This is a genomic window from Saccharopolyspora sp. NPDC000995 (genome assembly GCF_053599315.1).
Genome location: NZ_JBSFLZ010000005.1, coordinates 1 through 26352, shown reverse-complemented (window position 1 = coordinate 26352; position 26352 = coordinate 1). Strand labels below are relative to the sequence as shown.

24 protein-coding genes, 1 tRNA gene and 1 rRNA gene are annotated in these 26352 nt (G+C 68.6%); 5 read left to right on the top strand and 21 right to left on the bottom strand.

Going from position 1 to position 26352, the window contains the following annotated elements:
• Positions 1-11: 11 nt before the first annotated feature.
• The gene (locus ACWDKQ_RS03390; protein ID WP_450137157.1) at positions 12-269 is read right to left on the bottom strand and encodes a hypothetical protein; all 258 of its coding nucleotides are present in this window, start codon (positions 267-269) and stop codon (positions 12-14) included.
• Between the two features lie 113 nt (positions 270-382).
• Here ACWDKQ_RS03390 and ACWDKQ_RS03385 point away from each other — a divergent pair, with 113 nt between their 5' ends.
• From ACWDKQ_RS03385 to rfbA, 4 genes are all read left to right on the top strand, one after another.
• A complete protein-coding gene (locus ACWDKQ_RS03385) occupies positions 383-691 on the top strand; it encodes a hypothetical protein (protein ID WP_450137156.1) in 309 nt (102 codons plus the stop codon).
• A gap of 76 nt (positions 692-767) precedes the next feature.
• Positions 768-849, top strand: a tRNA-Tyr gene (locus ACWDKQ_RS03380).
• A gap of 159 nt (positions 850-1008) precedes the next feature.
• Positions 1009-1500 (top strand): YajQ family cyclic di-GMP-binding protein, encoded by a 492-nt coding sequence (locus tag ACWDKQ_RS03375; protein ID WP_450137155.1) that lies wholly within the window; start codon positions 1009-1011, stop codon positions 1498-1500.
• A 21-nt stretch (positions 1501-1521) separates the two neighbouring features.
• A complete protein-coding gene (gene rfbA / locus ACWDKQ_RS03370) occupies positions 1522-2403 on the top strand; it encodes a glucose-1-phosphate thymidylyltransferase RfbA (protein WP_450137154.1) in 882 nt (293 codons plus the stop codon).
• A 229-nt stretch (positions 2404-2632) separates the two neighbouring features.
• Here the strand turns inward: rfbA and htpX are convergent, their stop codons facing one another.
• A complete protein-coding gene (gene htpX, locus ACWDKQ_RS03365; RefSeq protein ID WP_450137225.1) occupies positions 2633-3505 on the bottom strand; it encodes a zinc metalloprotease HtpX in 873 nt (290 codons plus the stop codon).
• Positions 3506-4096: 591 nt separating this feature from the next.
• Complete coding sequence (ddaH, locus tag ACWDKQ_RS03360) at positions 4097-4951, bottom strand: dimethylargininase (RefSeq protein WP_450137153.1); 855 nt, start codon at positions 4949-4951, stop codon at positions 4097-4099.
• Positions 4952-5025: 74 nt separating this feature from the next.
• Here ddaH and ACWDKQ_RS03355 point away from each other — a divergent pair, with 74 nt between their 5' ends.
• The gene (locus tag ACWDKQ_RS03355; RefSeq protein ID WP_450137152.1) at positions 5026-5469 is read left to right on the top strand and encodes an Lrp/AsnC family transcriptional regulator; all 444 of its coding nucleotides are present in this window, start codon (positions 5026-5028) and stop codon (positions 5467-5469) included.
• 32 nt (positions 5470-5501) lie between these two features.
• Here ACWDKQ_RS03355 and ACWDKQ_RS03350 read toward each other — a convergent pair whose 3' ends face one another.
• The 18 genes from ACWDKQ_RS03350 to rrf all read right to left on the bottom strand — a co-directional run.
• Complete coding sequence (locus ACWDKQ_RS03350) at positions 5502-6767, bottom strand: sunset domain-containing protein (protein ID WP_450137151.1); 1266 nt, start codon at positions 6765-6767, stop codon at positions 5502-5504.
• Between the two features lie 260 nt (positions 6768-7027).
• Complete coding sequence (locus ACWDKQ_RS03345) at positions 7028-8056, bottom strand: polyprenyl synthetase family protein (RefSeq protein WP_450137150.1); 1029 nt, start codon at positions 8054-8056, stop codon at positions 7028-7030.
• Positions 8057-8102: 46 nt separating this feature from the next.
• Positions 8103-9653 (bottom strand): NADH-quinone oxidoreductase subunit NuoN, encoded by a 1551-nt coding sequence (nuoN, locus tag ACWDKQ_RS03340; RefSeq protein WP_450137149.1) that lies wholly within the window; start codon positions 9651-9653, stop codon positions 8103-8105.
• A 32-nt stretch (positions 9654-9685) separates the two neighbouring features.
• Complete coding sequence (locus ACWDKQ_RS03335; protein ID WP_450137148.1) at positions 9686-11263, bottom strand: NADH-quinone oxidoreductase subunit M; 1578 nt, start codon at positions 11261-11263, stop codon at positions 9686-9688.
• Between the two features lie 136 nt (positions 11264-11399).
• Positions 11400-13415 carry an NADH-quinone oxidoreductase subunit L gene (nuoL, locus tag ACWDKQ_RS03330; RefSeq protein ID WP_450137147.1) on the bottom strand — a complete coding sequence of 672 codons (2016 nt, stop codon included), beginning with the start codon at positions 13413-13415 and terminating at the stop codon, positions 11400-11402.
• A 38-nt stretch (positions 13416-13453) separates the two neighbouring features.
• Entirely contained in the window at positions 13454-13753 is a 300-nt protein-coding gene (gene nuoK, locus ACWDKQ_RS03325; protein ID WP_010315547.1) for an NADH-quinone oxidoreductase subunit NuoK, read from the bottom strand.
• Positions 13750-14700 carry an NADH-quinone oxidoreductase subunit J gene (locus ACWDKQ_RS03320; protein ID WP_450137146.1) on the bottom strand — a complete coding sequence of 317 codons (951 nt, stop codon included), beginning with the start codon at positions 14698-14700 and terminating at the stop codon, positions 13750-13752. Before ACWDKQ_RS03320 ends, nuoK begins: the two co-directional genes overlap by 4 nt.
• Positions 14697-15263, bottom strand: coding sequence for an NADH-quinone oxidoreductase subunit NuoI (gene nuoI / locus ACWDKQ_RS03315; RefSeq protein WP_450137145.1), 567 nt, complete (start codon positions 15261-15263; stop codon positions 14697-14699). The genes ACWDKQ_RS03320 and nuoI overlap by 4 nt, the downstream gene beginning before the upstream one ends.
• Positions 15250-16551 carry an NADH-quinone oxidoreductase subunit NuoH gene (nuoH, locus tag ACWDKQ_RS03310; RefSeq protein WP_450137144.1) on the bottom strand — a complete coding sequence of 434 codons (1302 nt, stop codon included), beginning with the start codon at positions 16549-16551 and terminating at the stop codon, positions 15250-15252. Before nuoH ends, nuoI begins: the two co-directional genes overlap by 14 nt.
• A complete protein-coding gene (locus ACWDKQ_RS03305; RefSeq protein WP_450137143.1) occupies positions 16548-19079 on the bottom strand; it encodes an NADH-quinone oxidoreductase subunit G in 2532 nt (843 codons plus the stop codon). Before ACWDKQ_RS03305 ends, nuoH begins: the two co-directional genes overlap by 4 nt.
• The gene (gene nuoF, locus ACWDKQ_RS03300; protein WP_450137142.1) at positions 19076-20392 is read right to left on the bottom strand and encodes an NADH-quinone oxidoreductase subunit NuoF; all 1317 of its coding nucleotides are present in this window, start codon (positions 20390-20392) and stop codon (positions 19076-19078) included. Before nuoF ends, ACWDKQ_RS03305 begins: the two co-directional genes overlap by 4 nt.
• Positions 20393-20400: 8 nt before the next feature.
• Entirely contained in the window at positions 20401-21174 is a 774-nt protein-coding gene (gene nuoE / locus ACWDKQ_RS03295; protein ID WP_450137141.1) for an NADH-quinone oxidoreductase subunit NuoE, read from the bottom strand.
• Complete coding sequence (locus tag ACWDKQ_RS03290) at positions 21171-22526, bottom strand: NADH-quinone oxidoreductase subunit D (protein WP_450137140.1); 1356 nt, start codon at positions 22524-22526, stop codon at positions 21171-21173. The genes nuoE and ACWDKQ_RS03290 overlap by 4 nt, the downstream gene beginning before the upstream one ends.
• A 106-nt stretch (positions 22527-22632) precedes the next feature.
• Positions 22633-23316 (bottom strand): NADH-quinone oxidoreductase subunit C, encoded by a 684-nt coding sequence (locus ACWDKQ_RS03285; RefSeq protein ID WP_450137224.1) that lies wholly within the window; start codon positions 23314-23316, stop codon positions 22633-22635.
• Between the two features lie 36 nt (positions 23317-23352).
• Positions 23353-24027 carry a NuoB/complex I 20 kDa subunit family protein gene (locus ACWDKQ_RS03280; RefSeq protein WP_010315557.1) on the bottom strand — a complete coding sequence of 225 codons (675 nt, stop codon included), beginning with the start codon at positions 24025-24027 and terminating at the stop codon, positions 23353-23355.
• A gap of 72 nt (positions 24028-24099) precedes the next feature.
• Entirely contained in the window at positions 24100-24510 is a 411-nt protein-coding gene (locus ACWDKQ_RS03275) for an NADH-quinone oxidoreductase subunit A (RefSeq protein WP_450137139.1), read from the bottom strand.
• A 113-nt stretch (positions 24511-24623) separates the two neighbouring features.
• Positions 24624-25922, bottom strand: a complete 1299-nt coding sequence (locus ACWDKQ_RS03270; protein WP_450137138.1) for a geranylgeranyl reductase family protein — start codon at positions 25920-25922, stop codon at positions 24624-24626.
• 345 nt (positions 25923-26267) lie between these two features.
• A 5S ribosomal RNA gene (rrf, locus tag ACWDKQ_RS03265) occupies positions 26268-26352 on the bottom strand; the annotation flags it as partial.

The window sequence follows — 26352 nt, the reverse complement described above, 5'->3', positions numbered from 1 at the left end:
AGGGAAAACGCTCACGGGCGCTTTCGCTCCAGGTGGACGACATCCGAGTCGAGGTCGAGCGGACCGCCGGCCTCGCGGTCGTCCTCCTTCACGACCTCCACCCAGGCGAGCTGTTCGAGCTGGTGCTTGGCCCCCGCACTGAACAGGCCCTCGACGCCCAGCGCGGCGGAGGCCGTCCGGCGCTGCTCCACAGATCGCTGCCCGGGGGGCTGCTGAGCAGTGCGCTGCTCCCGCCGCCGCTTCGCGCGACCTGCTCGATCAATGGCCATGCAACCAGGCTAGTCGGGCATCTGCGCTGCTGACCGGCGCTGCAGACAATGCGCCAACTGCCCGCCCGGCCGGACCGACGACCGCCGGAGGTGGTCAACTAGGCTGCGGTTCCGTGCCCGATCCGTACTTTGTCCTGGTCAGCACGGCGGAACTCGCGGATCTGGCGAGCGCGCTGGACGTCATCGACGGCCACGCCGAGCTCAACCACCGCTACCGCAAGCTGATCGCCGACTCCCGCCAGGTCCTGGCGGCCGACGAGATCCGCCTCACCCAGGCCCGCGGCGTCGCCAAGCGGCTGATGGTGCTGGTCAAGGCAGCCGGCCCGGGTTTCCGCGACGGGCTGCCCGAGGTGGCCCGCACGGCGCTGGACACGGGCGTGGCGCAGGCTGACGCCCTGGTCTTCCGCCCCGAGGAGGATTGAGCGAGGAACCCCCCGTGAAACCGGTTGCGGGCGGTATGTATTCTTTTTCTCGCAAGCCAGCAATGCTGGCGCGCACGCCAGGTTGCCCGAGCGGCCAAAGGGAGCTGACTGTAAATCAGCCGGCAATGCCTTCGGAGGTTCGAATCCTCCACCTGGCACCCGCAGAACCGGCCCCGTGACCAGATGAACTGGTCGCGGGGCCGGTTCTTTTGCGCACCGGGCACCGCGACCGGGACCAAGCCCACAGCGCCGCCCGGTAGCGTGTATCCGCAGATGATTCGCAGATCCGCTGCTGCGGCCCAACGGGAGGTAGACAGGTGGCAAACCCGTCCTTCGACGTGGTGAGCAAGGTGGACCACCAAGAGGTGGACAACGCGCTGAACCAGGCGGCCAAGGAGCTCGCCAACCGGTTCGACTTCCGCGGCACCGGCTCCAAGATCCAGTGGTCCGGCGAGGAAGCCGTGGTGCTGGAGTCGGAGACCGAGGAGCGCTGCAAGGCCGCCATCGAGGTCTTCAAGGAGAAGCTGATCAAGCGCGGCATCTCGCTGAAGGCGCTGGACATGGGTGAGCCCGCCAGCTCCGGCCAGACCTACAAAGCCACCGGCAAGGTCGTGCAGGGCATCTCGCAGGACGTCGCGAAGAAGATCTCCAAGAAGATCCGCGACGAGGGCCCGAAGGGCGTGCAGGCCCAGATCCAGGGTGAGCAGCTGCGGGTGTCCGGCAAGAAGAAGGACGACCTGCAGGCCGTGATCCAGCTGCTGAAGTCGAGCGAATTCGACGTCGCGCTCCAGTTCGAGAATTTCCGGTAAACCACCGCTGGAGGTATCCAGGTGAAGGGGATCGTGCTGGCGGGTGGCAGCGGGACCCGGCTGCATCCGCTGACGCAGGCCGTGTCCAAGCAGCTACTCCCGGTGTACGACAAGCCGATGATCTACTACCCGCTGTCGGTGTTGATGCTGGCCGGCATCCGGGACGTGCTGCTGATCTCGGCCCCGACCGACACGCCGTTGTTCCAGCGGCTGCTCGGGGACGGGTCGCAGCTCGGCATCCGGATCGAGTACGCCGAGCAGGCCCAGCCCAACGGGCTCGCCGAGGCGTTCGTGATAGGTGCCGACTTCGTCGGCGACGACTCGGTGGCGTTGGTGCTCGGAGACAACATCTTCTACGGGCAGGGCTTCTCCAAGATCCTCCAGCAGTGCGTCCGGGACCTCGACGGCTGCACGCTGTTCGGCTACCCGGTCCGCGACCCGCAACGCTACGGCGTCGGAGAGGTGGACGACGGCGGTCGGCTGGTGTCCATCGTGGAGAAACCGGAGCGGCCGAAGTCCAACATGGCCATCACCGGCCTGTACTTCTACGACAACGACGTGGTGCGCATCGCCAAGGGGCTCACGCCGTCGGCCCGCGGCGAGCTGGAGATCACCGACGTCAACCTTGCCTACCTGCAGGAGGGCCGGGCGCACCTGACCAAGTTCGGCCGCGGTTTCGCCTGGCTGGATACCGGGACCCACGACTCGCTATTGGAGGCCTCGCAGTTCGTGCAGGTGCTGGAGCACCGGCAGGGCGTGCGGATCGCCTGCCTGGAGGAGGTCGCCCTGCGCATGGGCTACATCTCGGCCGACGACTGCTTCGCGCTGGGCGCGAAACTGGCCAAGTCGGGCTACGGCGAGTACGTCATGGACGTCGCCCGCAACTCCGGCGCGCGAGGCTGACCCGAGGTCTGCCGCGATTCCAAAAAGCGTTTTCAGCCTCTTCTTGCATTGCGGTGCGGGTAGCGGAACCTGAGAACCCGCGGCGGCGCCAGTCGCGAGGGTGGGCTCAGCCCACGGGCCGTGGGACTTCAGGCGTCGCTGCTGCGGGGCGGCCAGGATGAAAAGGCTCGATGGAAATCGCGGACCGTCGGCGTGTCATAGTCCGGAGCGCCGTTAACCCGGGTGGCGTTCAGGCCGGGGGGAGTTGGTGACCGGCCATGCCCTCCAGGCGGCGAATGCGGTCGGCCATCGGCGGGTGCGTGGAGAACAGCCGCGCCAGCCGCTCGCCGGGGCGGAACGGGTTGGCGATCATCAGGTGCGACTGCGACACCAGCTGCGGCTCCGGTGACAGCGGCGCCTGCTGGGTGCCGCGCTCCAGCTTGCGCAGCGCGGACGCCAGCGCGAGCGGATCCGCCGTCAGCTGCGCCCCCGACACGTCGGCCTGGTACTCACGGGACCGGCTGACGGCCATCTGCACCACGGCTGCCGCGATCGGGCCCAGCAGCGCCACCAACAGCATCGCGAACGGGTTGGGCCGGTCCTCGTCCTGGCCGCCGAACATGCCGAAGAACAGCCCGAAGTTGGCCAGGAACGTGACCACGCTGGCCAGCGCCCCGGCGACGCTGGAGATCAGGATGTCGCGGTTGTAGACGTGCGAGAGCTCGTGACCGAGGACGGCGCGCAGCTCGCGCTCGTTGAGCAGTTCGAGGATCCCGGCCGTGCAGCACACTGCGGCGTTGCGCGGGTTCCGGCCGGTGGCGAAGGCGTTGGGCGCCCGCGTCGGACTGATGTAAAGCGCGGGCATCGGCTGCCGCGCCGAGGTCGCCAGCTCCCGCACGATCCGGTACATGGCGGGCTGTTCGGCCTCCGACACCGGCCGGGCGCGCATCGCGCGCAGGGCCAGGTTGGCCGAGTTGAAATACGCGTAGCCGTTCATGCCCAACGCCACGAAGAACGCGATGACCAAGCCGGTCCGGCCGAAGATCGACCCGACCAGCAGCACCAGCGCGCTCATGCCGCCGAGCAGCAGCGCAGTCTTCAAACCGTTGACGTGACTGTGCACCGTGCCTGCCTCCGCCCAAAGGCTCATCCGATCATCGGTGGGACCGCCGGATTGCCTTTCGTGACACCCCGCGTATTCCGAAGGTCACCCAGAAAACGAGCAGGCGCCGGTCGTAGTTCCGCTGGGCGGATGTGCTGAAGCCAACGTCTCCGGAGGTAATCGGCGTGACGGTCGCCCGAGAGGCGCCTCGATCTAATCGACCGTTAGTTGAATCCGAAATCTATCCGGCTCCGGGGGCCGGATGGCAGGAGGAAATTCGATGATCTTCGCCAAGCTGCGTCGACATCGCTCGACCGACGGGGGCACTGCGGCGCGCAACGACCAAGCAGGCACCTTTCTCCCCCGGCGCCGCTCGACAGCGGGCTGCTGACCTGCCAGGTGCACACGACGAACGCGGCGCGCTGCTGCCGGGCGCGACCGCGACGCTGCGCCGCTAGGACTACTCGGTCAACTAGCAGGCCACCCTGGCTAAGGGCATCGCCGTGGTCAGCCCCACCATCGGCATCGAGCTCGGGGTGCAGGCGGCCCTGGCGCAGTAGCCCAGGCATGCCGAAGGGCGTCGTCGCAGGTCGCCGACGCCCTTGGCGCCCCTCAAGCGTGCAGTTCCATCGTGCAGCACTTCGGCCCGCCGCCGGACTTCCGGAGCTCGGAGACGTCCAGCAGGATCGGCTCGTAGCCGCGGCCGGCCAGCTGCGCGGCGAGCCCGGTCGCCTCCAGCGGCAGCACCACGTTGCGACCGTCGGAGACCCCGTTCAGGCCGAGGCAAGCGGCATCGTTCGCGTCGGCGATCACGGCGTCCGGGAACATCCGCTCCAGCACTCGGCGCGACCCGGCCGAAAACGCCTCCGGGAAGTATGCGATCTGCGCCCGCTCGCCGCGTTCCAGCACGAACAGCGCGGTGTCCAGGTGGTAGTAGCGCGGGTCGACCAGCCGCAGCGACACCACGGGAACCCCGAGCACCTCCTGGGCCTCTGCGTGCGCTTCGGGGTCGGTGCGGAACCCGCTGCCGGCCAGCAGCACCCGGCCGGTCCAGGCGAAGTCGCCCTCGGCCTCGTTGATCCGGGACGGCATCACCAGGTTCCGGTAGCCGCGGGTGACGAACCAGCGCCGGAAGTGCTCGGCCTCGGCGGCCCGCTGCGGAGCCCGGAACCGGGCGCCCAGCACCCGGTCGTCGATAACGGTCGCCGAGTTGGCGGCGAACACCATGTCGGGCAGACCGGGCTGCGGTTCGACCACCTCGACGACGTGCCCGAGCCGCTCGTACGTGCGCCTCAGCTCCTTCCACTGGGCCATCGCCAGGTCGACGTCCACCGGCGTGCCCGGATCCATCCACGGGTTGATCGAATACGTGACGGTGAAGTACTTGGGCGCGCACATCACGTAGTGCCGCGTGGTGGCCTGCAGCGGCGCGAGCTTTTCTACAGCCTGAGCGGCAGTGACCGTCATGAATCGAAATCTAAGTGTTGGCCTGACAAGCTATCAACAACGCTCCGTTCGATTTTTGCGGCAGAATGTTGCGTATGGATGCCTTGGATCAACGAATCATTTCGCAACTGGTCGCCGATGCCCGGGCGAGCTACGCGGAGATCGGCGCGGAGGTGGGCCTGTCCGCGCCCGCGGTGAAGCGGCGGGTGGACAAGCTGCTGGACCTGGGCGTGCTGCAGGGTTTCACCGCAGTCGTGGATCCGGAGGCGCTGGGCTGGGGAACGGAGGCGTTCGTGGAGGTGCACTGCGAGGGCAACGTCCCGGCGGACCGGATCCGCGTCGGGCTCGAACCGCTGCCGGAGGTGGTCGCGGCTTACACGGTGTCCGGGCAGGCCGACGCAATCGTGCACCTGCGGGCGGCGAACATCCACCACCTCGAAGAGGCGATGGAACGCCTGCGCTCGGTGGACTTCGTGAGCCGGACGGTGTCCACAGTGGTCCTCTCCCGACTCCTGGAGCGCCAACCCCAGCCGGAGTGAAAGCCCCGAACCCGTCGCCGACCTCGTTTCGGTTAGCGGGGCTTCAGGTGGCGTTGGCCGTTCCAGGGCTCGAAGCCGGCGATCTCGGCGTCGGCCGGGGTGCGGAACCACACGTCGGCGACGATCTTGCCGTAAGCCGGAGATTCGGGGCTGTGGTACTGCCGGGACGCGGAGTGCCCCTTGATCATCGGCCCCGAGCCGCCCTCCCGACCGGGCCGCGGCCCGGCACCGGGCGTGCGCCGCGGCAGCGGCGGCAGCTCCGCCGCGCCACCGCCCCCGACCTTCGGGATCACCCGCGTCGCATCCGCTCCGACCGGCGGCACATACGGCGTCTCCGACGCCCAGCCGCTTCGCGGCTGGGCCGACTCGAACAGCGACCGCAGCTGCCCGGACAACCGCGACTCCGTCCCGTCATCCGCTCCGCGCTTCGCGTTCCCCGTCTCCGAGGGCTCCGCCTGCTTCGCAGGCGTCCCGGCGGCGACTTGCGCGGCGATCGCCGCGATCACTTCCTCGGGTGACCTCGCCGACGACTTCGTCGTCTCGGGCTCCGCGTCTGGCCACACCATCGGGGGTTCTGCCGGGTGCTCCTTGGCGGGCGTTCGCACGGTCGCGGCCGACTCCCCGACGACCTGTGGTTCCACCACCGGTTCGACAACCGTGTCAGGCTCGGCCGATGCCTGCGGCGAGGCAGGTTTCCGCGCGGCCGCAGCGGAGGCCGCCGACATCGGCGGCTCGTCAGGCGTCCGTGCCGTCCCAGCTGATTTCGCCGAAGCCTGCGGCGCAACCGCGCCACCGGCCGACTCCTGCGTCGCCGTCCCGGCGGGCTCCTCAGCTCTCGACGGCTGCGCCCCGGCGCGCTCCCTGGCTGCGGGCGGCGTCGACGGAACGGGCGGCGCGGCGTCGTCGCGGTTCGCTCCGAGCGCGTTCACGCGCTTGTCCCACTCGCGGAACCACTCGCTGTCGCTGTCGTTGCGCGCGGGCGTCGCCTGCTCCGGGGCCACCCAGGCCCGCGGGGCACGCCCCCAGTCGCCGACCTCCGGCTCGTCCGGCTGTTCTCGGCGTTGCGGCGTCGAGCGCAGCAGGTCGAACGGGGCGTCACCGGCGGTCCGCTCGTCCGCTTCGTAGCCCTCGTAGCCGCCCGGCTGGTCGTAGGCGTACTCGTCCTCCGGGTAAGGCGTGGTGAATTCCGCCAGGCGTCGTCGCAGCGGGCGGGCGCAGAGCAGCCAGGTGATCAGCGCCCCCAGCGCGAACGCGGCGAGGCTCCACAACCACACCTGCGTGAACAGCCAGGTGATCACGAGCGATGTCCCTCCTCAGGACTCCAGCAGCGTCGCCAGTTCTCCGAGGGATACCTACCACGGGACATCCCCGTCGAGTGCCAGCTTGACCGGCTCGTGACACGCTCGGGTTGCCCCCGAGCAACTTTCCGGGCACACGAACGCTGTGGCTCTATCGGTTTTCCTGCCGACTGTGAGTCTTTCGAGTCAGCCCCTATAGCCGCCCAAAGGACTCACCGCCAGTGGTACCGGCGGAAACCGGTAATCGTCGCGGGTCCGCCTCAGCGAGTTCGCGCCACCACGTAGTCGACCAGCATCGACAACGCTTCGCGGGCCGGGACGTCCGGCAGCGAGGCAAGCTCCTTGCGGGCGTCGTCGGCGAATTCGTCCAGGGTGGCGCGGGTCCGCGCGAGTCCGTTGGACGCGCGCAGCAGCTCCAGTGCCTCGTCGACCTCGGCGTCCCCGGTCAGCGGCCCGGCAAGCAGTTCACGCAGTCTCGGGGAGGTGTCCTCGTCGGCCAGCGCGTACAGCATCGGCAGCGTCCGCACACCCTCGCGGAGGTCGGTACCCGGGGTCTTGCCCGACTCGTTGGCCGGCGAGGCGATGTCGATGATGTCGTCGGAGATCTGGAAACCGGTGCCCAGAATCCGGCCGACCCGCTCCAGCGAGTCGATCGTCGCCGCGTCCACACCGGAGAACCAGGCGCCGAACCGCCCGGCGGTGGCGATCAGCGAACCGGTCTTCTCGTAGATCACCGTGAGGTAGAACTCGACGGCGTCCGCGCCCGGACCGACCCCGACCGTCTCCCGCATCTGGCCGGTGACCAGCGCCTCGAAGGTGCTCGCCATCTGCCGGACCGCTTCGCTGCCGAGGTCGGCGATCAACCGGGACGCCCGGGCGAACAGGAAGTCGCCGGTCAGGATCGCGACCGAGTTGTCCCAGCGGGCGTTGGCGCTGGTAGCGCCGCGCCGCATGGTCGCCTCGTCCATCACGTCGTCGTGGTAGAGCGTGGCGAGGTGGATCATCTCGACCACCGCCGCGGACTTGATCACCCCGTCCGCAGCGGGGTCGCCGAACTGCGCGGCCAGCAGCGTGAACAGCGGCCGGAACCGTTTGCCTCCCGCATCCACCAGATGCAGAGAAGCGTGAGTGGCGAACTCGAAGTCGCTGCGCACCGATTCGCGCAGCAGCCGCTCCACCCGGGTCAAGCCCTGCCGCACCGAGTCGGCCAACGCCTCATCGGCGATGTCGAACCCGCCCGATCCGCCCGTGGTCAGCTCATTGATCGGGTCACCCGCTGGCCTGCTCACGTCACCGTCGCCTTCGCTCCCCCGGATCGCCCTACGGGCGAGCACTCTACGACACGAAGCCACCGACGTTCGCCCAGTCCAGCGCCAAGGTCGGTAGCACGCCCAGCAACAGCGTCACGACCACACCGAGCGTGATCGCTGCTGTCGTGAACGCACCCGGCACGCTGACGGTGGGGCCGTCCGCGGCAGGTTCGCTGAAGTACATCAGCACGATGACACGAAGGTAGAAGAAGGCGGCAACCGCACTGGCAACTAGGGCCACCACCACCAGCGGGGCCATGCCGTCCGCCAGCGCCGCCTCGAAGACGACAAACTTCCCGACGAAACCGCTCGTCAGCGGGATGCCGGCGAGGGCGAACAGCAGGAAGGTGAACACCCCGGCGACCAGCGGTGAACGCTTCGCCAAGCCAGCCCAGTCCGAAAGGTGAGTTGCCTCACCATCGGCCCTGCGCACAAGGCTGATCACACCGAACACAGCGATCGTGGTGAACCCGTAGGTCAGCAGGTAGAACAGCGTGCCCGCCAGCCCGCGTTCGGTCAGCACGATCGATCCGATCAGCATGAACCCGGCGTGCGCGACGGACGAGTAGGCGATCATCCGCTTGATGTCGCTTTGCGTCAGGCCGAGCACCACCCCGATGACCATCGACGCGATCGCCACGGCCCACAGCACGCCGCGCCATTCCCAGCTGGACGCCTGGAACGCGACCTGCAGCACCCGCAGGATCCCGCCGAAGGCGGCGACCTTTGTGCAAGCCGCCATGAAGCCGGTGACCGCGGTCGGGGCGCCCTGGTAGACATCCGGGGTCCAGGTGTGGAACGGGCCGACCGAGGCCTTGAACAGCAGGCCCACCAGCAGCAGCCCGAGCCCGGCGAACAGCAGCGTGTCCGAGCGCTCCGTTCCGGCGGTGGCGTCCGCGATGGCCTGCAGCTTCACCGAACCCGCGTAGCCGTAGAGCAGCGCCAGACCGTAGAGGAAGAACGCCGAGGCGAACGCGCCGAGGAGAAAGTACTTGACCGCCGCTTCCTGCGACAGTAGGCGACGCCGCTTTGCCAGCCCGCACATCAGGTACAGCGGCAGGCTCAGCACCTCGAGCGCGATGAACATGGTCAGCAGGTCGTTCGCCGCGCAGAACACCATCATCCCGCCGAGCGAGAACAGGGCGAGCGGGAAGACCTCGGTGCGCATCCCCGCGACCCCGGCGGCCGCGCGGGTCATCGCTCCCGGCCCGTCGGTGGCCCGCGACTCGGCGACGAAGGCGCCCCCCGGCTCCACCGAGCGGTCCGCGATCATCAGGATCGCCGCCAGGCCGAGCGCGAGCAGGGTGCCCCACAGGAACAGCGTGGGCCGGTCGACCGCGAGGCTGTCGGACAGGGTGGTCACGCCGGTCCCGCCGCTGCGGGCGTACACCGCCAACGCCACCCCGGCGATCACGATCGCCGCCAGGCTCAAGCTCACCTGCACCGACCAGCGCTGGTGCCGCGGCAGGAACGCCTCGACGAGGATCGCCAGGCAGGCCGCGCCGAGGATCACCAGGATCGGGGCGATGGCCGCGTAGTCGATCGGCGGGATCTGCACGTCCGGAAGCTGCGTCATCGCGCCCGCCCCACTCGTCAAGACGCCCACTGTCACTTACCTCCCTGCGAGGTCACGGGGTCGGTGACTCCGACCTCGCTCATGGTTGCCGCGACCGACGGGTTGATCACGTCCAACACCGGCTTCGGGTAGAAGCCCAACGCGAGCACCAGCACGATCAACGGGGTCAGCACCGCGATCTCGCGGGCGCCGAGGTCACCAACCCGCAGCCGGTGCGCGCCCGGCTTGTTCGGGTCGGTCACCGCGCCCGGCCCGCCCGCGGTGCCCAGCAGAGCGTCACCACGCACCGGGCCCTGCATCGTCCGCTGGTACAGCCAGAGCACGTAGACGGCGGCCAGCACCATGCCGATGGTGGCGAACACCGTGTACACCGGCTGGGTCTGGAAAGCCCCGACCAGCACCAGGAACTCGCTGATGAACGAGTTCGTGCCGGGCAGCGACAGGGTGCTCAACCCGGCGATCAGCAGCGTGCCGGCCAGCAACGGCGCGACCTTCGCCATGCCGCCGTAGTCGGCGATCCGGGTGGAGCCGCCGCGCACGATCACCATGCCGATCACCAGGATCAGCATGCCCGTCGCGATGCTGTGGTTGATCATGTACGACACGGCGCCCACCTGCGCCTGCGAGGTGAACGCGAAGATGCCCAGCGCGATGAAGCCGAAGTGCGCGATCGACACGTAGGCGATGAAGCGCTTGAGATCGGTCTGGCCGAAGGCCTGCAGCGAGCCGTAGAGCACGCCGATCACCGCGAGCAACAGCATCATCGGCGCGAGCAGCTTCGACGCCTCCGGCGTCAGCGGCAGGCTGTAGCGCAGGAAGCCGAAGGTGCCGACCTTGTCGAGCACGCCGACGACGATCACCGCGACACCGATCGGTGCCTGCTGCGCCGCGTCCGGCAGCCAGGTGTGGAACGGGATCAGCGGGGCCTTGATGGCGAACGCGGTGAAGAACCCGAGGAACAGCCACACCTGCACGCTGATGGGCGCGTCGGAGAGCACCGGTACGAGTGACGCCCAGTCGAAGGTGCCGCGCCCGGTGACCTGCGCGCTGTAGACGTACGCGCCGATCGCCGAGGCCAGCATGATCAGGCCGCCGAGGAACGAGTACAGGAAGAACTTCACCGCGGCGTAGGTGCGGTTCTCGCCGCCGTAGCCGCCGATGAGGAAGTACATCGGGATCAGCATGATCTCGAAGAGCACGTAGAACAGGAACACGTCGGTCGCGGCGAACACCGCAACCGTCAGTGCCTGCTCCAGCAGCAGCAGCGAGAAGAAGCCGCCGTGGGTGCGCCCGGCCGGCAGTCGCTCGCCCCAGCTGTAGCCGAGCACCAGCGGAGTGAGCAGCGCGATCACCGCGATCATCACCAGCGCGATGCCGTCCACGCCGAGCGAGAGCCGGATGTCGAAGGCCGGAATCCACTCCACCGAGCTGGTGAGCTGGAGCCGCGGCCCCGCCGGGTCGTAGGCGAACCACGCCGCGACCGCGATCAGCAGCTCCGCCAACGAGAACCCGAGCGCGGTGCACTTGGCCACCACCGCGTTCCCGCGCAGCAGCGCCACCACCACCGACCCGACGATCGGCAGCAGGATCAGTGCCAGGAGCAGGGTCATCGGATCTCCTCCCGGAGCTCACTCAGCCAACCACGGTATCCACAGTGGACGTCCAGTTTCAGTTGAAACTGCGGACCGGATCCCCGGGTTGACCGCAGTTTCAACTGCAACTGCGGTTCGGGGCGCGACGAGGTTGTCATGTCGGGATCCCCACTGCCATCAGGGCGGCGATCACCAGGATTCCGCCGAAGAGCATGGACAGGGCGTAGGACCGGACGAAGCCGGTCTGCAGCCGGCGCAGACGGCCGGAGCTGAAGCCGAGGAACCCGGCGATGCCGTTGACAGTGCCGTCGACGCCCTTCTGGTCCACAGTGACCAATCCGCGCGCCAGGCCGAACGTCGGCCGCACCGCCAGGACGTTGTTCAGCGCGTTGCCGCCCAGGTCCGCGCGGGCCGCGCGGACGATCGGCGACACCCGCTCGGGGCGCTCCACCGGAACCGGCTTGCGCCCGACCACAAGCCAGGCGATCAGCACGCCCAGCGCGGAGAGCGCGACGGTCAGTACCGGGATCATCGCGTGAGGGATCGCGGTGTGCTCGGCCTCGTGCAGTTCGCCCAGCGACGGCACGAGGAATCCAACCAGCCGGTCGCCGCCGGCGAAGAACATGCCTGCCGCGACCGAGCCGACGGCCAGCACGATCATCGGCGCGGTCATCACCGCGGGTGACTCGTGCGGGCGGAAGGCCCGGCTCGCGTCCCCGGGCGCGTTCTCGGCATTCAGCTTCTCCCAGCGCTTCTCGCCGAAGAACGTCATCAGCACGAGGCGGGTCATGTAGAACGCGGTGATCGCCGCACCCAGCATCGCCGCGCCGCCGAAGACCCAGCCGCGCCAGCCCTCCTGGCCGAACGCGGCCTCGATGATCGCGTCCTTCGAGTAGTACCCGGACAGGAACGGGAAGCCGATCAGCGCCAGGTAGCCGAGCCCGAAGGTGGCGAACGTGATCGGCATGAACCGGTAGAGGCCGCCGAATTTGCGCATGTCGACCTCGTCGTTCATGCCGTGCATCACCGAACCGGCGCCGAGGAACAGCCCTGCCTTGAAGAAGCCGTGGGTGAGCAGGTGCATGATGCCCAGCGCGTACCCGGCCGGGCCGAGCCCGACTGCCAGCATCATGTAGCCGATCTGGCTGACCGTGGAGTACGCCAGGACCTTCTTGATGTCGTCGTAGGCGCAACCGATGATGCAGCCGACCAGCAACGTCACGGCGCCGACGATGGTGACCGCCAGCTGCCCGCCGGGCGAGAGCGTGAACAACGGGTTGGACCGCGCGATCAGGTACACGCCCGCGGTGACCATGGTCGCGGCGTGGATGAGCGCGGACACCGGGGTCGGGCCTTCCATGGCATCCGGCAACCACGCTTGCAGCGGCACCTGGCCGGACTTGCCGCAGGCACCCAGCAACAGCAGCAGCGTGATCGCCAGCAACACCCCCGGCGTGAGCTCACCGGCGCGGGCGAAGACCTCGGTGTACTGGGTGGTGCCGAGGTTCGCGAACAGCAGGAAGATCGCCAGCGCCAGGCCGACGTCGCCGACGCGGTTCATCACGAACGCCTTCGTCGCCGCCGCAGCCGCCGACGGGCGGCCCTGCCAGAAGCCGATCAGCAGGTACGACGCGAGGCCGACGCCTTCCCAGCCCAGGTACAGGGTAACGAAGCTGTTGCCCAGCACCAGAACCAGCATCGCGGCGACGAACAGGTTGAGGTAGGCGAAGAACCGGCGGCGCTCAGTGTTGTCCCGCCCGGTGCGGCCTTCCTGGTCGTGCGCCATGTAGCCGATCGAGTAGATGTGGATCAGCGAGCCCACACCGGTGATCAGAAGCACGAACACCATCGCCAGCGGATCGAGCCGGAGCCCGAAGTCGACCTGCAGGGCGTTGACCGGGATCCACGAGAACATGTGCAGTTCCCGCACCTGGCCTGCCTGGGGCATCCCGGCGATGGAGCTGAACAGCAGCACCCCGTACGCGAAGGACGCGATCACGGTGGCGCAACCGAGCAGGTGGCCCCAGCCGTTGGCCCGGCGCCCGGCCACCAGCAGGATCAGCGCGCCCAGCGCGGGAAATGCGACCAGCAGCCAGGCGTTCTGCTGCACCCCGCCGACCGCGCTGACCACGTCCGGGTTGGTCCCGGCCAGGAAGGCCCCGGAATTCATCGCCGCGGTAATCGTATTTGCCGTCACCACGCGCCCTCTCAGTACTTCAGCAGGTTGGCGTCATCGACCGAGGCCGAGCGACGCGTCCGGAAGATCGACATGATGATGGCCAGGCCGACCACCACCTCGGCCGCAGCGACCACCATCACGAAGAAGGCCATGACCTGCCCGTGCACCGTCCCCTCGATGCGGGCGAAGGTCACCAGCGTCAGGTTGACCGCGTTGAGCATCAGCTCGATGCACATGAACACCACGATCGCGTTTCGGCGCACCAGGACCCCGACGGCACCGATGGTGAACAGCAACGCCGACAGCAGCAGATAGTAGGTGGGGGTCACTGCCGGACCTCCTCGGAGGAGACGTGCTCGGACTCGTGGCCGTTGGTGCGGCCCACCACGTTGCCGTTGGCATGCGGGTGGTCCGAGTTCTTCTGGTCGGGCACCGAGGAGGTCTCCTCGCGGTGCCCACCGGTCAACACGTGCGGATCGGGCCCCGGCTCCTTGCCGGCGACCGCGCGTCGCTGCTCACCGAGCCGATCCACGGGCAAGTTCTCCAGCAGCTCCGACAGCGATTCCGGCGCCACCGATCCGTCCGGCAGCAGCGCCGGGACGGCGACGGAGTTCGCCGTCGCGTACACGCCGGGGCCGGGCAGCGGCGACGGGCGGTCGCCGCGGAACCGGGCGTTGGCCCGCTCCTTCTGGCTCAACCGCGGGCCGCGGCCCTTGCCGCCGTAGGCCAGCACCATCGCGCCTACCGCGGCCGTGATCAGCAGCGCCGAGGTCAGCTCAAACGGGAACAGGTAGTCGGTGAAGATCAGCCGTCCCAGGCCGCCCGCGCCGCCACCGGCGGGGGTCCACGGGTCCAGCGGCGGGGCGGGCTGCACCGCGGTCAGCGCCCGCGCCAGCCCGGAGACCAGCAGCACGGCCAGGCCGATGCCGCCGAGGCCGGCCCACAGCCGCTGCCCGCGCAGCACCTCGACCACCGAGTCCGAGGAGTCGCGGCCGACCATCATCAGTACGAACAGGAACAGCATCATGATCGCGCCGGTGTAGACGATGATCTGGGTGAAGCCGAGGAACGGGGCGCTCTGCACCATGTAGAGCACTCCGAGGCTGAGCATCGTCAGCGCCAGCCACAGCGCGGAGTGGACCGCGTTGCGGGCGAACACCATGCCCAGCCCACCGACGAGCGCCAGCGGACCGAGCACCCAGAAGACCACCGCCTCGCCGGTGCCCACCACGCCGCTCGGCGCCTGCGCGAGGAACTGCACCGCTTCGATGGTCATCTCCCGGCCTCCTCATGCCCGGACTCGACCGTCTCCTCCGCCGGGATCCCCCGCTGCCGGGCCAACTCGGGACCACGCACGTAGTAGTCCTGCTCGTCGTTGCCCAGCCGCATCGGGTGCGGCGGCTGCTCCATGCCGGGCAGCAGCGGCGCCAGCAGGTCCGCCTTGGTGTAGATCAGATCCTGGCGGTTGTCGTCGGCGGTTTCGTACTCGTTGGTCATCGTCAGCGCGCGCGTCGGGCAGGCCTCGATGCACAACCCGCAGCCGATGCAGCGCAGGTAGTTGATCTGGTAGTCCTTGCCGTAGCGCTCACCAGGCGAGAACCGGGCCTCGTCGGTGTTGTCCCCGCCCTCCACGAAGATCGCGTCGGCCGGGCACGCCCAGGCGCACAGCTCGCAGCCGACGCACTTCTCCAGTCCGTCCGGGTGCCGGTTGAGCTGGTGGCGACCGTGGAACCGGGGCGCCGGGATCTTCTTGACCTCGGGGTACTCCTCGGTGACGACCTTCTTGAACATGGTCGAGAAGGTGACGCCGAAGCCCTTGATCGGATCAAACATTCCCATGAGGCGCCTCCTCGCCTTCCGGACCCGCGACCTCGCCGGCACCGCTGCGCACCGGGGTGCGGCGCGGTGGGGTCTCGGGGACTTTCAGGTCCAACGGCGGAACCGGGTAACCGCTGCCGGCCAGCGGGATCTCGTCGGTGTCCTTGGCCGGTTTGCGGTCCGGGATCAGGAAAGTCGCCGCCAGCAGGATCGCGATCACGACGCCGCCGCCGATGAGGAACTGCTGCGAGGTGACCGCTTCCTCGTTGCGCAGTGCGCGGATCACGGTCACCGCGATGATCCACAACAGGCTCAGCGGGACCAGGAACTTCCAGCCCAGGTTCATGAACTGGTCGTAGCGCAGGCGGGGCAGCGTGCCGCGCAGCCAGATGAAGAAGAACAGGAACGCCACCGTCTTGCCGAGGAACCACAGCACCGGCCACCAACCGGTGTTGAGCACCCCGTCGCCGATCAGCGACAGCGGCCACGGCGCGTGCCAACCGCCGAGGAACAGCGTCGTCGCCAGCGCCGAGACGGTGACCATGTTGATGTACTCCGCGAGGAAGAACAGCGCGAACTTCAGCGACGAGTACTCGGTGTGGAACCCGCCGACGAGCTCCGACTCCGCCTCTGGCAGGTCGAACGGCGCGCGGTTGGTCTCACCGACCATGGACACCACGTAGACGGCGAAGCTGAACGGCAGCAGCAGGAAGAACCAGCCGTTCGTCTGCGCCTCGACGATGCCCGAGGTGGACAACGTGCCCGAATACATGATCACCGCGACGAACGACAGGCCCATCGCGATCTCGTAGGAGATCACCTGCGCCGCCGAGCGCAGCGAGCCCAGCAGCGGGTACGGCGAACCGGAGGCCCAGCCCGCGAGCACGATGCCGTAGACGCCGATGGAGGCGCAGGCCAGCACGACCAGCAGACCGACCGGCAGGTCCACCAGTTGCAGCGCGGTCCGCTCGCCGAAGATGGTGACCTCGGGGCCGATCGGGATCACCGAGAACGACACCAACGCGGGCGTCGCCGAAATCACCGGGGCCAGGAAATACACCCACTTGTCGGCCAGGACCGGCCGGATGTCCTCCTTGAACGCCAGCTTCAGGCCGTCCGCCAACGACTGCAGCAACCCGAACGGGCCCGCCCGGTTGGGACCGGGCCGGTGCTGCATCCGGCCGATGACCCGGCGCTCCGCCCAGATCGTCAACAGCGTCATGACGACCAGGAAGACGAAGATCACCAGGACCTTCAGCAGGATCAGCCAGAGCGGATCGTCGGCGAGCAGTTCCGCGGTTCTGGTCATGTTCTCCCCCCGTCTAGGTGGGTGGTGCCGTGGCCGTTGCCGGCCGCGGGGGACATCGGCGTGGTGGCCGCGATGTCGACGAGCGCGCCGTGCCCGACGCCGAGGACGCGGTGCACCTCCGACATGCCGGAGTCGGCGGGCAACCACAGCGCACCGTCGGGCATCTCGGCGAACTCGACCGGCAGCACGACTGCGCCCTTGGCGGTGCGGACCTCGACGCGCTGGCCGTGGCCGAGGCCGATCCGCTGCGCGGTGCGCGGCGAGAGCACTGCGACGGTCCGCCGCGCGGTGCCCGCCAGGTTCGGTTCCTCTGCCTGCATCGACCCGTTGTCGAGTAGCTGCCGCCAGGTCGCCAGCACCGCTTGGTTCGCGCCGAAGGCCGGTGCCCGCCCGCCCGGTTCGTCCGGCGCAGGCAACCGGGCGCCGGTGTGCGCTCCGATGCGGTCCAGTTCGGCGCCCGCGGCGGCCGGGGTCTGGGTGAACAGGTCCGCGTCCATCTCCACTGCGAGCGTGTCGAGCACCCGGCAGTCCGGCAGGGCCCCGGTGCCCTCGATGGTGGTGCGGAATTCGCGGCGGCGGCCTTCCCAGTTCAGGTAGCTGCCAGCCTTCTCGACGCTCGGCGCGACGGGCAGCACCACATCGGCGTGCTCGGTGGCTGCGCTGGGCCGCAGCTCCAAGCTGACCACGAAGCCCGCGCGGTGCAGGGCCTTCTCGGCCAGCTCCGGGTCGGGCAGGTCGTTCGGGTCGACACCGCCGACGACCAGGCCGGACAGCTCCCCGGTCGCGGCGGCGGTGAGGATCCCGGTGAGGTCGCGACCGGCCGTCGTGGGCAGCGCGCCGGAGGCCAGCCCCCAGGACTGTTCGATCTCGGCGCGGGCGGCGGCATCGGCGACCGGTCGACCGCCGGGCAGCAGCGTCGGCAGCGCGCCGACCTCGATCGCCCCGCGCTCCCCAGCCCGCCGGGGGATCCAGGCAACCCGGGCTCCGGTCCGCTGCGCGGTGCGCAGGACCTCCGAGTACAGCCCCGGAATCTCCGCCGCGCGCTCACCGACGATCAGCACCGCGCCCGGCTGCTGCAGCGCGTTCTCCGCATCGGACGGGAGTTCGCGCAGGAGCAGGGGCTCATCACCCGGCATGCACGGGATCAGCGAGCCCGTCCGGACCGGGCCGCCGTCGTGCACGATGACCGTCGTCTTCTCCACGCCCGGCGAGGCCCACGGCCCCACGTGGAAAACCTTGGTCTTTGCCTTGCGGGCCGCTTTCCGCAGCCGCAGGAAGACGATCGGCGATTCCTCCTCCGGTTCGAAGGCCACGCACAGCACCGCGGGCGCGGATTCCAGCTCCCGGTAGGTGACCCCGGTCCCCGGTGTCACACCCACCACAGCGGACTCCAGGAACCGCAGCTCCTCCTCCGAATGCGGCCGCGACCGGTAGTCGATGTCGTTGGTGCGCAAGGCGATCCGGGCGAACTTCGAGTACGCGTACGCGTCCTCGACGGTCAACCGGCCTCCGGGCAGCACCCCGACGCCGTTGGCGTCCCGGGCGGTGGCCAGCCCCTTCGCGGCGGTCTGCAACGCCTCGGTCCAGGACGCGGGCCGCAGCTCGCCGTTCTCGCGGATCAGCGGCCGGGTGATCCGGTCGCCCGCGGTGGCGTAGCGGAACGCGAACCGGCCCTTGTCGCAGATCCACTCCTCGTTGACCTCCGGGTCGTCCCCGGCCAGCCGCCGCATCACCTTGCCGCGCCGCCAGTCGTTGCGGATCTCGCAGCCGGACGCGCAGTGCTCGCACTGCCCGGGCGTCGACACCAGGTCGAACGGCCGGGACCGGAACCGGTAGGCCGCGCTGGTCAGCGCCCCGACCGGGCAGATCTGGATGGTGTTACCGGAGAAGTACGACTGGAACGGCTGCTGCTCGCCGATGCCGATCTGCTGCAGCGCCCCGCGCTCCAACAGCTCGATGAACGGGTCCCCGGCCACTTGCTTGGAGAACCGGGTGCAGCGCTGACAGAGCACGCAGCGCTCCCGGTCCAGCAGCACCTGCGAGGAGATCGGCACCGGCTTGGCGAAGGTCCGCTTCGTGTCATGGAAGCGGGACTCGGCGCGGCCGTGCTTCAACGCCTGGTTCTGCAGCGGGCACTCGCCGCCCTTGTCGCAGATCGGGCAGTCCAGCGGATGGTTGATCAGCAGCAGTTCCATCACGCCCTGCTGCGCCTTGTCCGCCACCGGCGAGGTCCGCTGCGTTTTGACCACCATGCCGTCGGCGACGGTCATGGTGCAGGACGCCTGCGGCTTGGGCATGGGCCGCCCGCCCATCTCGACCTCGACCAGGCACTGCCGGCAGGCCCCTGCCGGGTCCAGCAGCGGATGGTCGCAGAACCGCGGGATGGTGATGCCCATTCGCTCCGCGGTGCGGATCAGCAGCTCGCCCTTGGGCGCCACCACGTCGATGCCGTCGATGGTCAGACGGACGTGACCCGGAGGCAGCGGACGGGCTTCTGCAGTGTCGTTCGAGCTTGGTGCCACCGTCATCGGGCCGCTCCTACCAGTGCGGACTCGCCGGTCTTGTTCTTCTCACACAGCGCGAGGAACTCCTCGCGGAAGTATTTGATGCCGCTGACGATCGGGCTAACAGCTCCGTCACCGAGGGCGCAGAACGAGCGGCCGAAGATGTTGTCGCAGACGTCCAGCAGGGTGTCGATGTCCTCGTCGGTGCCGTGCCCGTTGACCATCCGCTCCAGCACCTGCGCCAGCCAGTAGGTGCCCTCCCGGCACGGCGTGCACTTGCCGCAGGACTCGTGCTCGTAGAACTGGGTCCACTTCATCACGGCCCACGGCACCGAAACCGTCTCGTTGAACACCATCACCGCGGTCGTGCCCAGCATCGACCCGGCCTCGGCCGCGCCCTCGAAGTCCAGCGGCACGTCCAGGTGCTCGGCGGTGAACATCGGGGTCGACGATCCGCCTGGCGTCCAGAACTTCAGCGGGATGCCGTCCTTCATGCCGCCCGCCAGCTCCAGCAGCTCGCGCAGCGTGGTGCCCAGCGGGGCCTCGTACTGGCCGGGCCGCTCGACGTGCCCGGAGATCGAGTAGATCTTCGGGCCGGGCGACTTCTCGGTGCCCATCTTGCGGAACCACTCGGCGCCGCCGTTGACGATGAACGGCACCGAGGCGATCGTCTCGACGTTGTTGACCGTGGTCGGGCAGGCGTAGAGCCCAGCGGCGGCCGGGAAAGGCGGCTTCAGCCGCGGCTGCCCCCGCTTGCCCTCCAGCGAGTCGAGCAGCGCGGTTTCCTCGCCGCAGATGTAGGCACCCGCGCCGGCGTGCACCACGATGTCCAGGTCGAAGCCGGAATCGAGGATGTTCTTGCCGAGGTAGCCGGCCTGGTAGGCCTCGCGGACCGCGTTGTTCAGCCGCCGGATGGGGTGCAGCGCCTCGCCGCGCACGTAGATCATGCAGTGGTTGGCGCGCATCGCGTAGCTGGCGATGATGCAGCCCTCGATCAGCGAGTGCGGGTCCGCCATCATCAGCGGGATGTCCTTGCAGGTCCCCGGCTCCCCCTCGTCGGCGTTGATGACCAGGTAGTGCGGCTTGACCGGGTCCTTGGGCATGAAGCTCCACTTCACCCCGGCCGGGAACCCGGCGCCGCCGCGACCACGCAGCCCGGCGGCCTTGACGAGCTCGATGAGCTGGTCGGGGTGGGCCTTGAGCGCCTTGCGCAGCGCGGTGTAGCCCTCCAACTGCTCGTAGGTGCGCAGCGTCCAGGAGGTCGGCGACAGCCACCGCTTCGTCAGTACCGGGGTCACCGGGCTGGTGCTGGGCTGGCTGTTGGTGGATTGGGTCATGGCCACCCTCACTTCTTCTCCGGCAGCGGCGGCATTTCCACGTCGTCGGGCATGCTCGGCGCGGTCCAGCCACGCTCGTTGGCCAGTTGCGCGCCGCGCACCGTCTCGACCGCGGCCGACGGTCCGGCCACAGTGGACTCCAGTTCGTCGAAGAAGCCCGCCAGCTGGCGCTCGGCACCGCGGAAGTCGGACAACGCGGGGCCCCGCGTCGGGGCCGGTTTCTCCCCGCGCTGCAACGCCTTCACGAGTTCCAGCGCCTGCTCGGGTGTCTGGTTGTCGTAGTACTCGTAGTTGACCTGCAGCACCGGGGCGAGGTCGCATGCGGCCAGGCACTCGGCGTGCTCCAGCGTGATCGAGCCCTCTTCGCCCGGCGTACCGGCCGTCTCGTCGTGCCCGACGCCGAGGTGTTCGCTGACCTTCCGGTAAATCTCGTCACCGCCGAGGGCCGCGCACATCGTGTTGGTGCAAACACTCACCAGGTGCTGCCCGCAGGGCTTGCGCTTGTACATCGTGTAGAACGTCGCGACCGCGCTGACCTCCGCAGTGGACAGTGCCAGCTGCTCGGCGCAGAACTGGATGCCCTCGGCGCTGACGCAACCCTGCACTGACTGCACCAGGTGCAGCATCGGCAGCAGCGCCGACCGGGACTCCGGGTACCGCGCGATGATCTGCTTCGCGTCGGCCCGCACGTCCTCGCCGAACACCGGGGGGTCGCCAGGAATGGACACTGCCTCGTGGTCAGTTTGTTTTTTGTTCGTGGTGAACTCGAACTGCTCGGTCATCGATCCACCCCGCCCATCACCGGGTCGATGGAGGCGACCGACGCGATCACGTCGGCCACCAGTCCGCCTTCACACATCGCGGGCATCGCCTGCAGGTTCACGAAACTGGGTTCCCGCACGTGCACCCGCATCGGCCGGGTACCCCCGTCGGAGACCACGTGGTAGCCGAGCTCGCCGCGCGGCGACTCGATCGGCACGTACACCTGGCCGGGCGGCACGTCGAAGCCCTCGGTCACCAGCTTGAAGTGGTGGATCAGCGACTCCATCGACTGGCCCATGATCTTGCGGACGTGATCCAGCGAGTTGCCCATGCCGTCCGGGCCGATGCTCAGCTTCGCCGGCCAGGCGATCTTCTTGTCCTCCACCATGTGCGGGCCGGGCTCGAACTTGTCCAAGCACTGCCGGATGATCTTCAGCGACTGGTGGATCTCCTCCAGCCGCAGGAAGTACCGGGCGTAGCAGTCGGCGTCGGTGCTGGTGGGCACCTCGAACTCGTACTCCTCATAGCCGCAGTACGGCTGGATCTTCCGCAGGTCCCAGGCAAGCCCGGCGGCGCGCAGCAGCGGACCGGTGATGCCGAGCTGCATGCAGCCGTCCAGCGGCAGGTAGCCGACGTGCTTCAAACGCTGCTTCCAGATCGGCTGACCGGTGAACAGCTTGTCGTAGTCCGGCAGCCGCGAGTCCATGACCTTGACGAAGTTCAGGATCTTCTCCCGGTAGTCCACCGGGAGGTCCTGGGCGACGCCGCCGGGCCGGATGAACGCGTGGTTCATCCGCAGGCCGGTCAGGTACTCCAGCAGGTGCAGGACCTCTTCGCGCTCGCGGAAGCCGTAGGTCATGCCGGTGGTGGCGCCGAGCTCCATCGCGCCGGTCGCCAGGAACACCAGGTGCGAGGAGATCCGGTTGAGCTCCATCAGCAGCACCCGGAACACCTGCGCCCGCCGCGGCGCCTCAATGCCCAGCAGCTTCTCCACCGCCATGCAGTAGGCGGCCTCGTTATGTAGCGGCGCCAGGTAATCCATCCGCGTCACGAAGGTGACGCCTTGCGTCCAGGTGCGGTACTCGGTGTTCTTCTCGATGCCGGTGTGCAGGTAGCCGATCACCGAGCGGGCCTTGGTGACCGTCTCGCCTTCGAGCTCCAGCACCAGCCGCAGCACGCCGTGGGTCGACGGGTGCTGCGGGCCGAGGTTGATGACGACCCGCTCCTCGCCGGACGTCTCGTCGATGAATTCGTCCCAGTCGCCGCCGGTGACGGTGTAGACGCGGCCCTCGGTGGTCTCCCGCGACTGCGCCTCGCCCGGGTGGGGGTGCGGGTCGCCGAGGCCGGTGTCGGCCAGTGGTTCGGTAGTCATCTCCAGCACCTCTCCGCAGTGTGCTGCGGTCCTCGGACCGCGATTTCAATGGAAATCAGACGTCCGATTTCCATTGAAATCGAGGAAAACCCTCGCCGCGCGGCTATCACGAGTACGCCCTGCGCTGGTCCGGCGGCGGGATCTCGGCGCCCTTGTACTCCACCGGGATTCCGCCGAGCGGGTAATCCTTGCGCTGCGGGTGGCCGTCCCAGTCGTCGGGCATCAGGATCCTGGTCAGCGCCGGGTGCCCGTCGTAGACGATGCCGAACATGTCCCAGGTCTCGCGTTCCTGGAAGTCGGCGGTCGGGTACACCGGCACCACCGACGGCAGGTGCGGATCGTCGACCTCCAGCACGACCTCCAGCCGGATCCGGCGCCGGTAGGTCATCGAGGTCAGGTGGTAGACCGAGTGCAGCCGCTGCGGAACCTCCGGGCCGTAGTCCACCCCGGACACCGAGCTGCACAGCTCGAAGCGCAGCGCCGGGTCGTCCCGCAACGTCCAGCAGACCTCAAGCAGGTGGTCGCGGTGCACGTAGAAGGTGATCTCCCCGCGATCGACGGTCACCTGTTGCACGGTGTCCGCAGGCAGGCCCTGCTCGTGCAGCGCGGCGAAGAGGTTGTCGGCGACCTCGTCGAACCAACCTCCGTACGGGCGCTCCGCGGCGGGCGGCACGTAGGCCGGCAGCCGCAGGCCGCCGTAGCCGGAGGTGTCGCCGGTGCCGCGAACCCCGAACATGCCCCGGCGGGCGCGACCGGAGACCGGCGCGGGCTCCTGCCGGACGGGCTCCACCGCCCGGGACTGGGATTCATTGTCTGCCAACCGAACTCACCTGCCCGCTTTGAGCTCGCGGGGGCGCTTCGGCGCTGGGTCCAGCGCCCCCAACGACGGATCGGAACCCAATTCGCGGCGCTGGGCGGCCTGTTGCCGCTCGGCCCGGCGCCGCTGCGCCCAATTCTTCGGCGCGTACCGCTCGGAGGACGGGATCATCGGGGTGCGCTCGCCGCTCTCCAGCTTCAGCTGCGCTCGCTTGGCGTTGATCGGCTCGTCCATGATCTTGGCGTGCAGCTTGAGGATCGCGTCCAGCAGCATCTCCGGCCGCGGCGGGCAGCCCGGCAGGTACATGTCCACCGGCACCACGTGGTCCACGCCCTGCACGACCGCGTAGTTGTTGAACATGCCGCCGCTGGAGGCGCACACACCCATCGCCAGTACCCAGCGCGGTTCCGGCATCTGGTCGTAGATCTGCCGCAGCACCGGCGCCATCTTGTTGGTGACCCGGCCCGCGACGATCATCAGGTCGGCTTGTCGGGGTGTGGCGGAGAACCGCTCCATGCCGAAGCGCGCGATGTCGTAGCGGGAACCCCCGACGGTCATCATCTCGATCGCGCAGCAGGCCAACCCGAACGTCGCCGGCCACATCGAGGCCTTCCGGGTCCAGTTGACGAGCTTTTCAACGTTTGCCAACAGGATGCCGTTGGGCAGCTGCTCTTCGAGCCCCATCTCCGGCACTCCTTCCCGCTTCGCTGCGGCTAGTTCTTCCGAAAGTCGTGGGCCGACCCGCTCGGGCGTTCCCTAGTTCCAGTCCAGGCCGCCTCTTCGCCAGACGTAGACGTAGGCGAAACCGACGGTCGCGATGAAGAGCACGATCTCGACCACGCCGAACAGGCCGAGGGCGTCCGCGGACACCGCGAACGGGTAGAGGAAGACCATCTCGATGTCGAAGAGGATGAACAACATCGCGGTCAGGTAGTAGGCGACCGGCATCCGGCCGCCGCCGATCACCGGCTGCGGCGACGGCTCGATGCCGCACTCGTAGGCATCCAGCTTCGCCTTGTTGTACCGGCGGGGGCCGACCAGTGGCGCGATCGCGACTGAGAACACCGCGAACGCGAGCGCCAGCGCGAACAACAACACCAGCGGGACGTAGGGATCAAGCACTCCGCTGCCCTCCTTCGGCGGCCCCCGCCGAGACGTAGAGCACATCTACGGCTTCGGTGCGCACTCTATGCGGTCGCCCGCATCGGTTCTGTAGTGAGGCGAACCTAACTTTGAGACGTCCGGCACACCGCTCGGGACATCTGACCAGACTCGCGCCGTCAAGCGCTAGGGGTCAGCCGAGTAGTGGTGCTGATCACACGGTCCATGGCGTCGCCGCCCTTCTCGTCGTAGAGATTTGCCAACAGTTTCAACACGAAACGCATCAGGGTTGCCCTCGGTAGACCATGCTTGGTGGCCATCCGCATGACGGTGGGATTGCCAATCAACTTGCTGAAGATGTTGCCCATCCGGAAGTAGCCGCCAAGCGACTGCTGCACCGCGGTCGGGTACCGCCGCAGCGCCTGCTCCCGCGAGAAGCCCGTCGGTCGGGCGAGCGCGTGCACCACGCATTCCGCTGCTAGCGCGGCCGATTCCATCGCGTATGCGATGCCTTCGCCGTTGAACGGGTTGACCATCCCGCCGGCGTCGCCAACCAACAGCAGGCCGTTGCGGTAGTGCGGCATCCGGTTGAAGCCCATCGGCAGCGCCGCGCCGCCGATCCGGCCGGTGGCGTTCTCCTCCCGGAAACCCCACTCCTCCGGGGTTCCGTCCAACCAGGAACGCATCAGCTGGCGGTAGTCCGTCTTGCCGTAGGCCTTGGAGGTGGACAGGATGCCGAGCCCGACGTTGACGGTGCCATCTCCCATCCCGAAGATCCAGCCGTAGCCCGGCAGCAATTTCGGCTCGTCTGGGTTCGAGCGGTCCCACAGTTCCAGGTGCGACTCCAAGAAGTCGTCCTTGGTGCGCGGGCTGGTGTAGTACCGGCGCACCGCGACGCCCATCGGCCGGTCGTCGCGCTTCTCGATGCCCACCGACAGCGCCAACCGGGCCGAAACCCCGTCGCAGGCCAGCACCAACGGCGCACGGTACGTGACTGGCGTGCGCTCCGGCCCGATCTTGGCCTCCACCCCGGTTATCCGGCCGGTTCGCTCGTCGGTGACCGCGCCGGTCACCGTGGTCTGCTGCAGCAGGCGAGCCCCGGTGCGCTGGGCGTTGCGGGCGAGCAGGTCGTCGAAGTCGTTGCGGGGGCGGACCACGCCGTAGGGCGGAAAGTCGGCCAGGCTCGGCCAGTCCAGTTCCATCCGCACGCCGCCGCCGACGACGCGCAGACCCCGGTTGTGCAACCATCCCGCTTCCTCGCGGGTGTCGATGCCCAGGTCGATGAGCTGCTTGACGCCCCTCGGGGTGATGCCATCGCCGCAGACCTTCTCCCGCGGGAAGACGCTCTTTTCGAGAAGCAGGACGTCCAGGCCGGCGCGGGCCAGGTACGTCGCAGCCGTCGATCCGGCCGGTCCGGCTCCGACGACGATGACCTCGGCGTCTTCGTCGGGTCGGCGGCGGCTGGTGGCGCTGGTCATGACACTCCTTGGTCCGGTGCAATGCGCGGCGCGGCCCGCTCGTCCCGGTAGACCGCCCCGGGAACCCGCTTGTGAACGAGTTCACTAACTCCCGAGTCTAAGCCGGACGAACCTCGCGATCGAGCCCTCGAACTACACCAGCCGAGTGACCACCACCGCAGGTGGTGGTCACTGCGGTGCTCGGAGGAGTCCGGCCCCTGGCGGCCGAAGAAGCCGACGGTGCCCGCCCGCGGGCCCGGCTACTTCTCGTAGGCCGCCACGCGGAGGTCCAGGGATGCAGAAACTGGGATAGCCCCTCTTTCCTCCCGCAATCGGGAGGAAAGAGGGGCTATCCCTCAAATATTGTGTCGGCGGTGTCTTACTCTCCCACACCCTGTCGAGTGCAGTACCATCAGCGCTGGGGAGCTTAGCTTCCGGGTTCGGAATGGGA

Bases quoted from the DNA above. Each gene is read 5' to 3' on its own strand.
- ACWDKQ_RS03390 (WP_450137157.1), bottom strand. From the start codon at position 269: ATGGCCATTGATCGAGCAGGTCGCGCGAAGCGGCGGCGGGAGCAGCGC.
- ACWDKQ_RS03305 (WP_450137143.1), bottom strand. From the start codon at position 19,079: ATGACGGTGGCACCAAGCTCGAACGACACTGCAGAAGCCCGTCCGCTG.
- ACWDKQ_RS03335 (WP_450137148.1), bottom strand. From the start codon at position 11,263: ATGACCCTGCTCCTGGCACTGATCCTGCTGCCGATCGTCGGGTCGGTG.
- nuoH (WP_450137144.1), bottom strand. From the start codon at position 16,551: ATGACCAGAACCGCGGAACTGCTCGCCGACGATCCGCTCTGGCTGATC.
- ACWDKQ_RS03355 (WP_450137152.1), top strand. From the start codon at position 5,026: ATGGATGCCTTGGATCAACGAATCATTTCGCAACTGGTCGCCGATGCC.
- ACWDKQ_RS03290 (WP_450137140.1), bottom strand. From the start codon at position 22,526: ATGACTACCGAACCACTGGCCGACACCGGCCTCGGCGACCCGCACCCC.
- nuoI (WP_450137145.1), bottom strand. From the start codon at position 15,263: ATGGGAATGTTTGATCCGATCAAGGGCTTCGGCGTCACCTTCTCGACC.
- nuoE (WP_450137141.1), bottom strand. From the start codon at position 21,174: ATGACCGAGCAGTTCGAGTTCACCACGAACAAAAAACAAACTGACCAC.
- ddaH (WP_450137153.1), bottom strand. From the start codon at position 4,951: ATGACGGTCACTGCCGCTCAGGCTGTAGAAAAGCTCGCGCCGCTGCAG.
- ACWDKQ_RS03280 (WP_010315557.1), bottom strand. From the start codon at position 24,027: ATGGGGCTCGAAGAGCAGCTGCCCAACGGCATCCTGTTGGCAAACGTT.
- nuoN (WP_450137149.1), bottom strand. From the start codon at position 9,653: ATGACGCAGCTTCCGGACGTGCAGATCCCGCCGATCGACTACGCGGCC.
- ACWDKQ_RS03320 (WP_450137146.1), bottom strand. From the start codon at position 14,700: ATGACCATCGAAGCGGTGCAGTTCCTCGCGCAGGCGCCGAGCGGCGTG.
- nuoF (WP_450137142.1), bottom strand. From the start codon at position 20,392: ATGACCCAATCCACCAACAGCCAGCCCAGCACCAGCCCGGTGACCCCG.
- ACWDKQ_RS03275 (WP_450137139.1), bottom strand. From the start codon at position 24,510: ATGTGCTCTACGTCTCGGCGGGGGCCGCCGAAGGAGGGCAGCGGAGTG.
- ACWDKQ_RS03270 (WP_450137138.1), bottom strand. From the start codon at position 25,922: ATGACCAGCGCCACCAGCCGCCGCCGACCCGACGAAGACGCCGAGGTC.
- nuoL (WP_450137147.1), bottom strand. From the start codon at position 13,415: ATGAATTCCGGGGCCTTCCTGGCCGGGACCAACCCGGACGTGGTCAGC.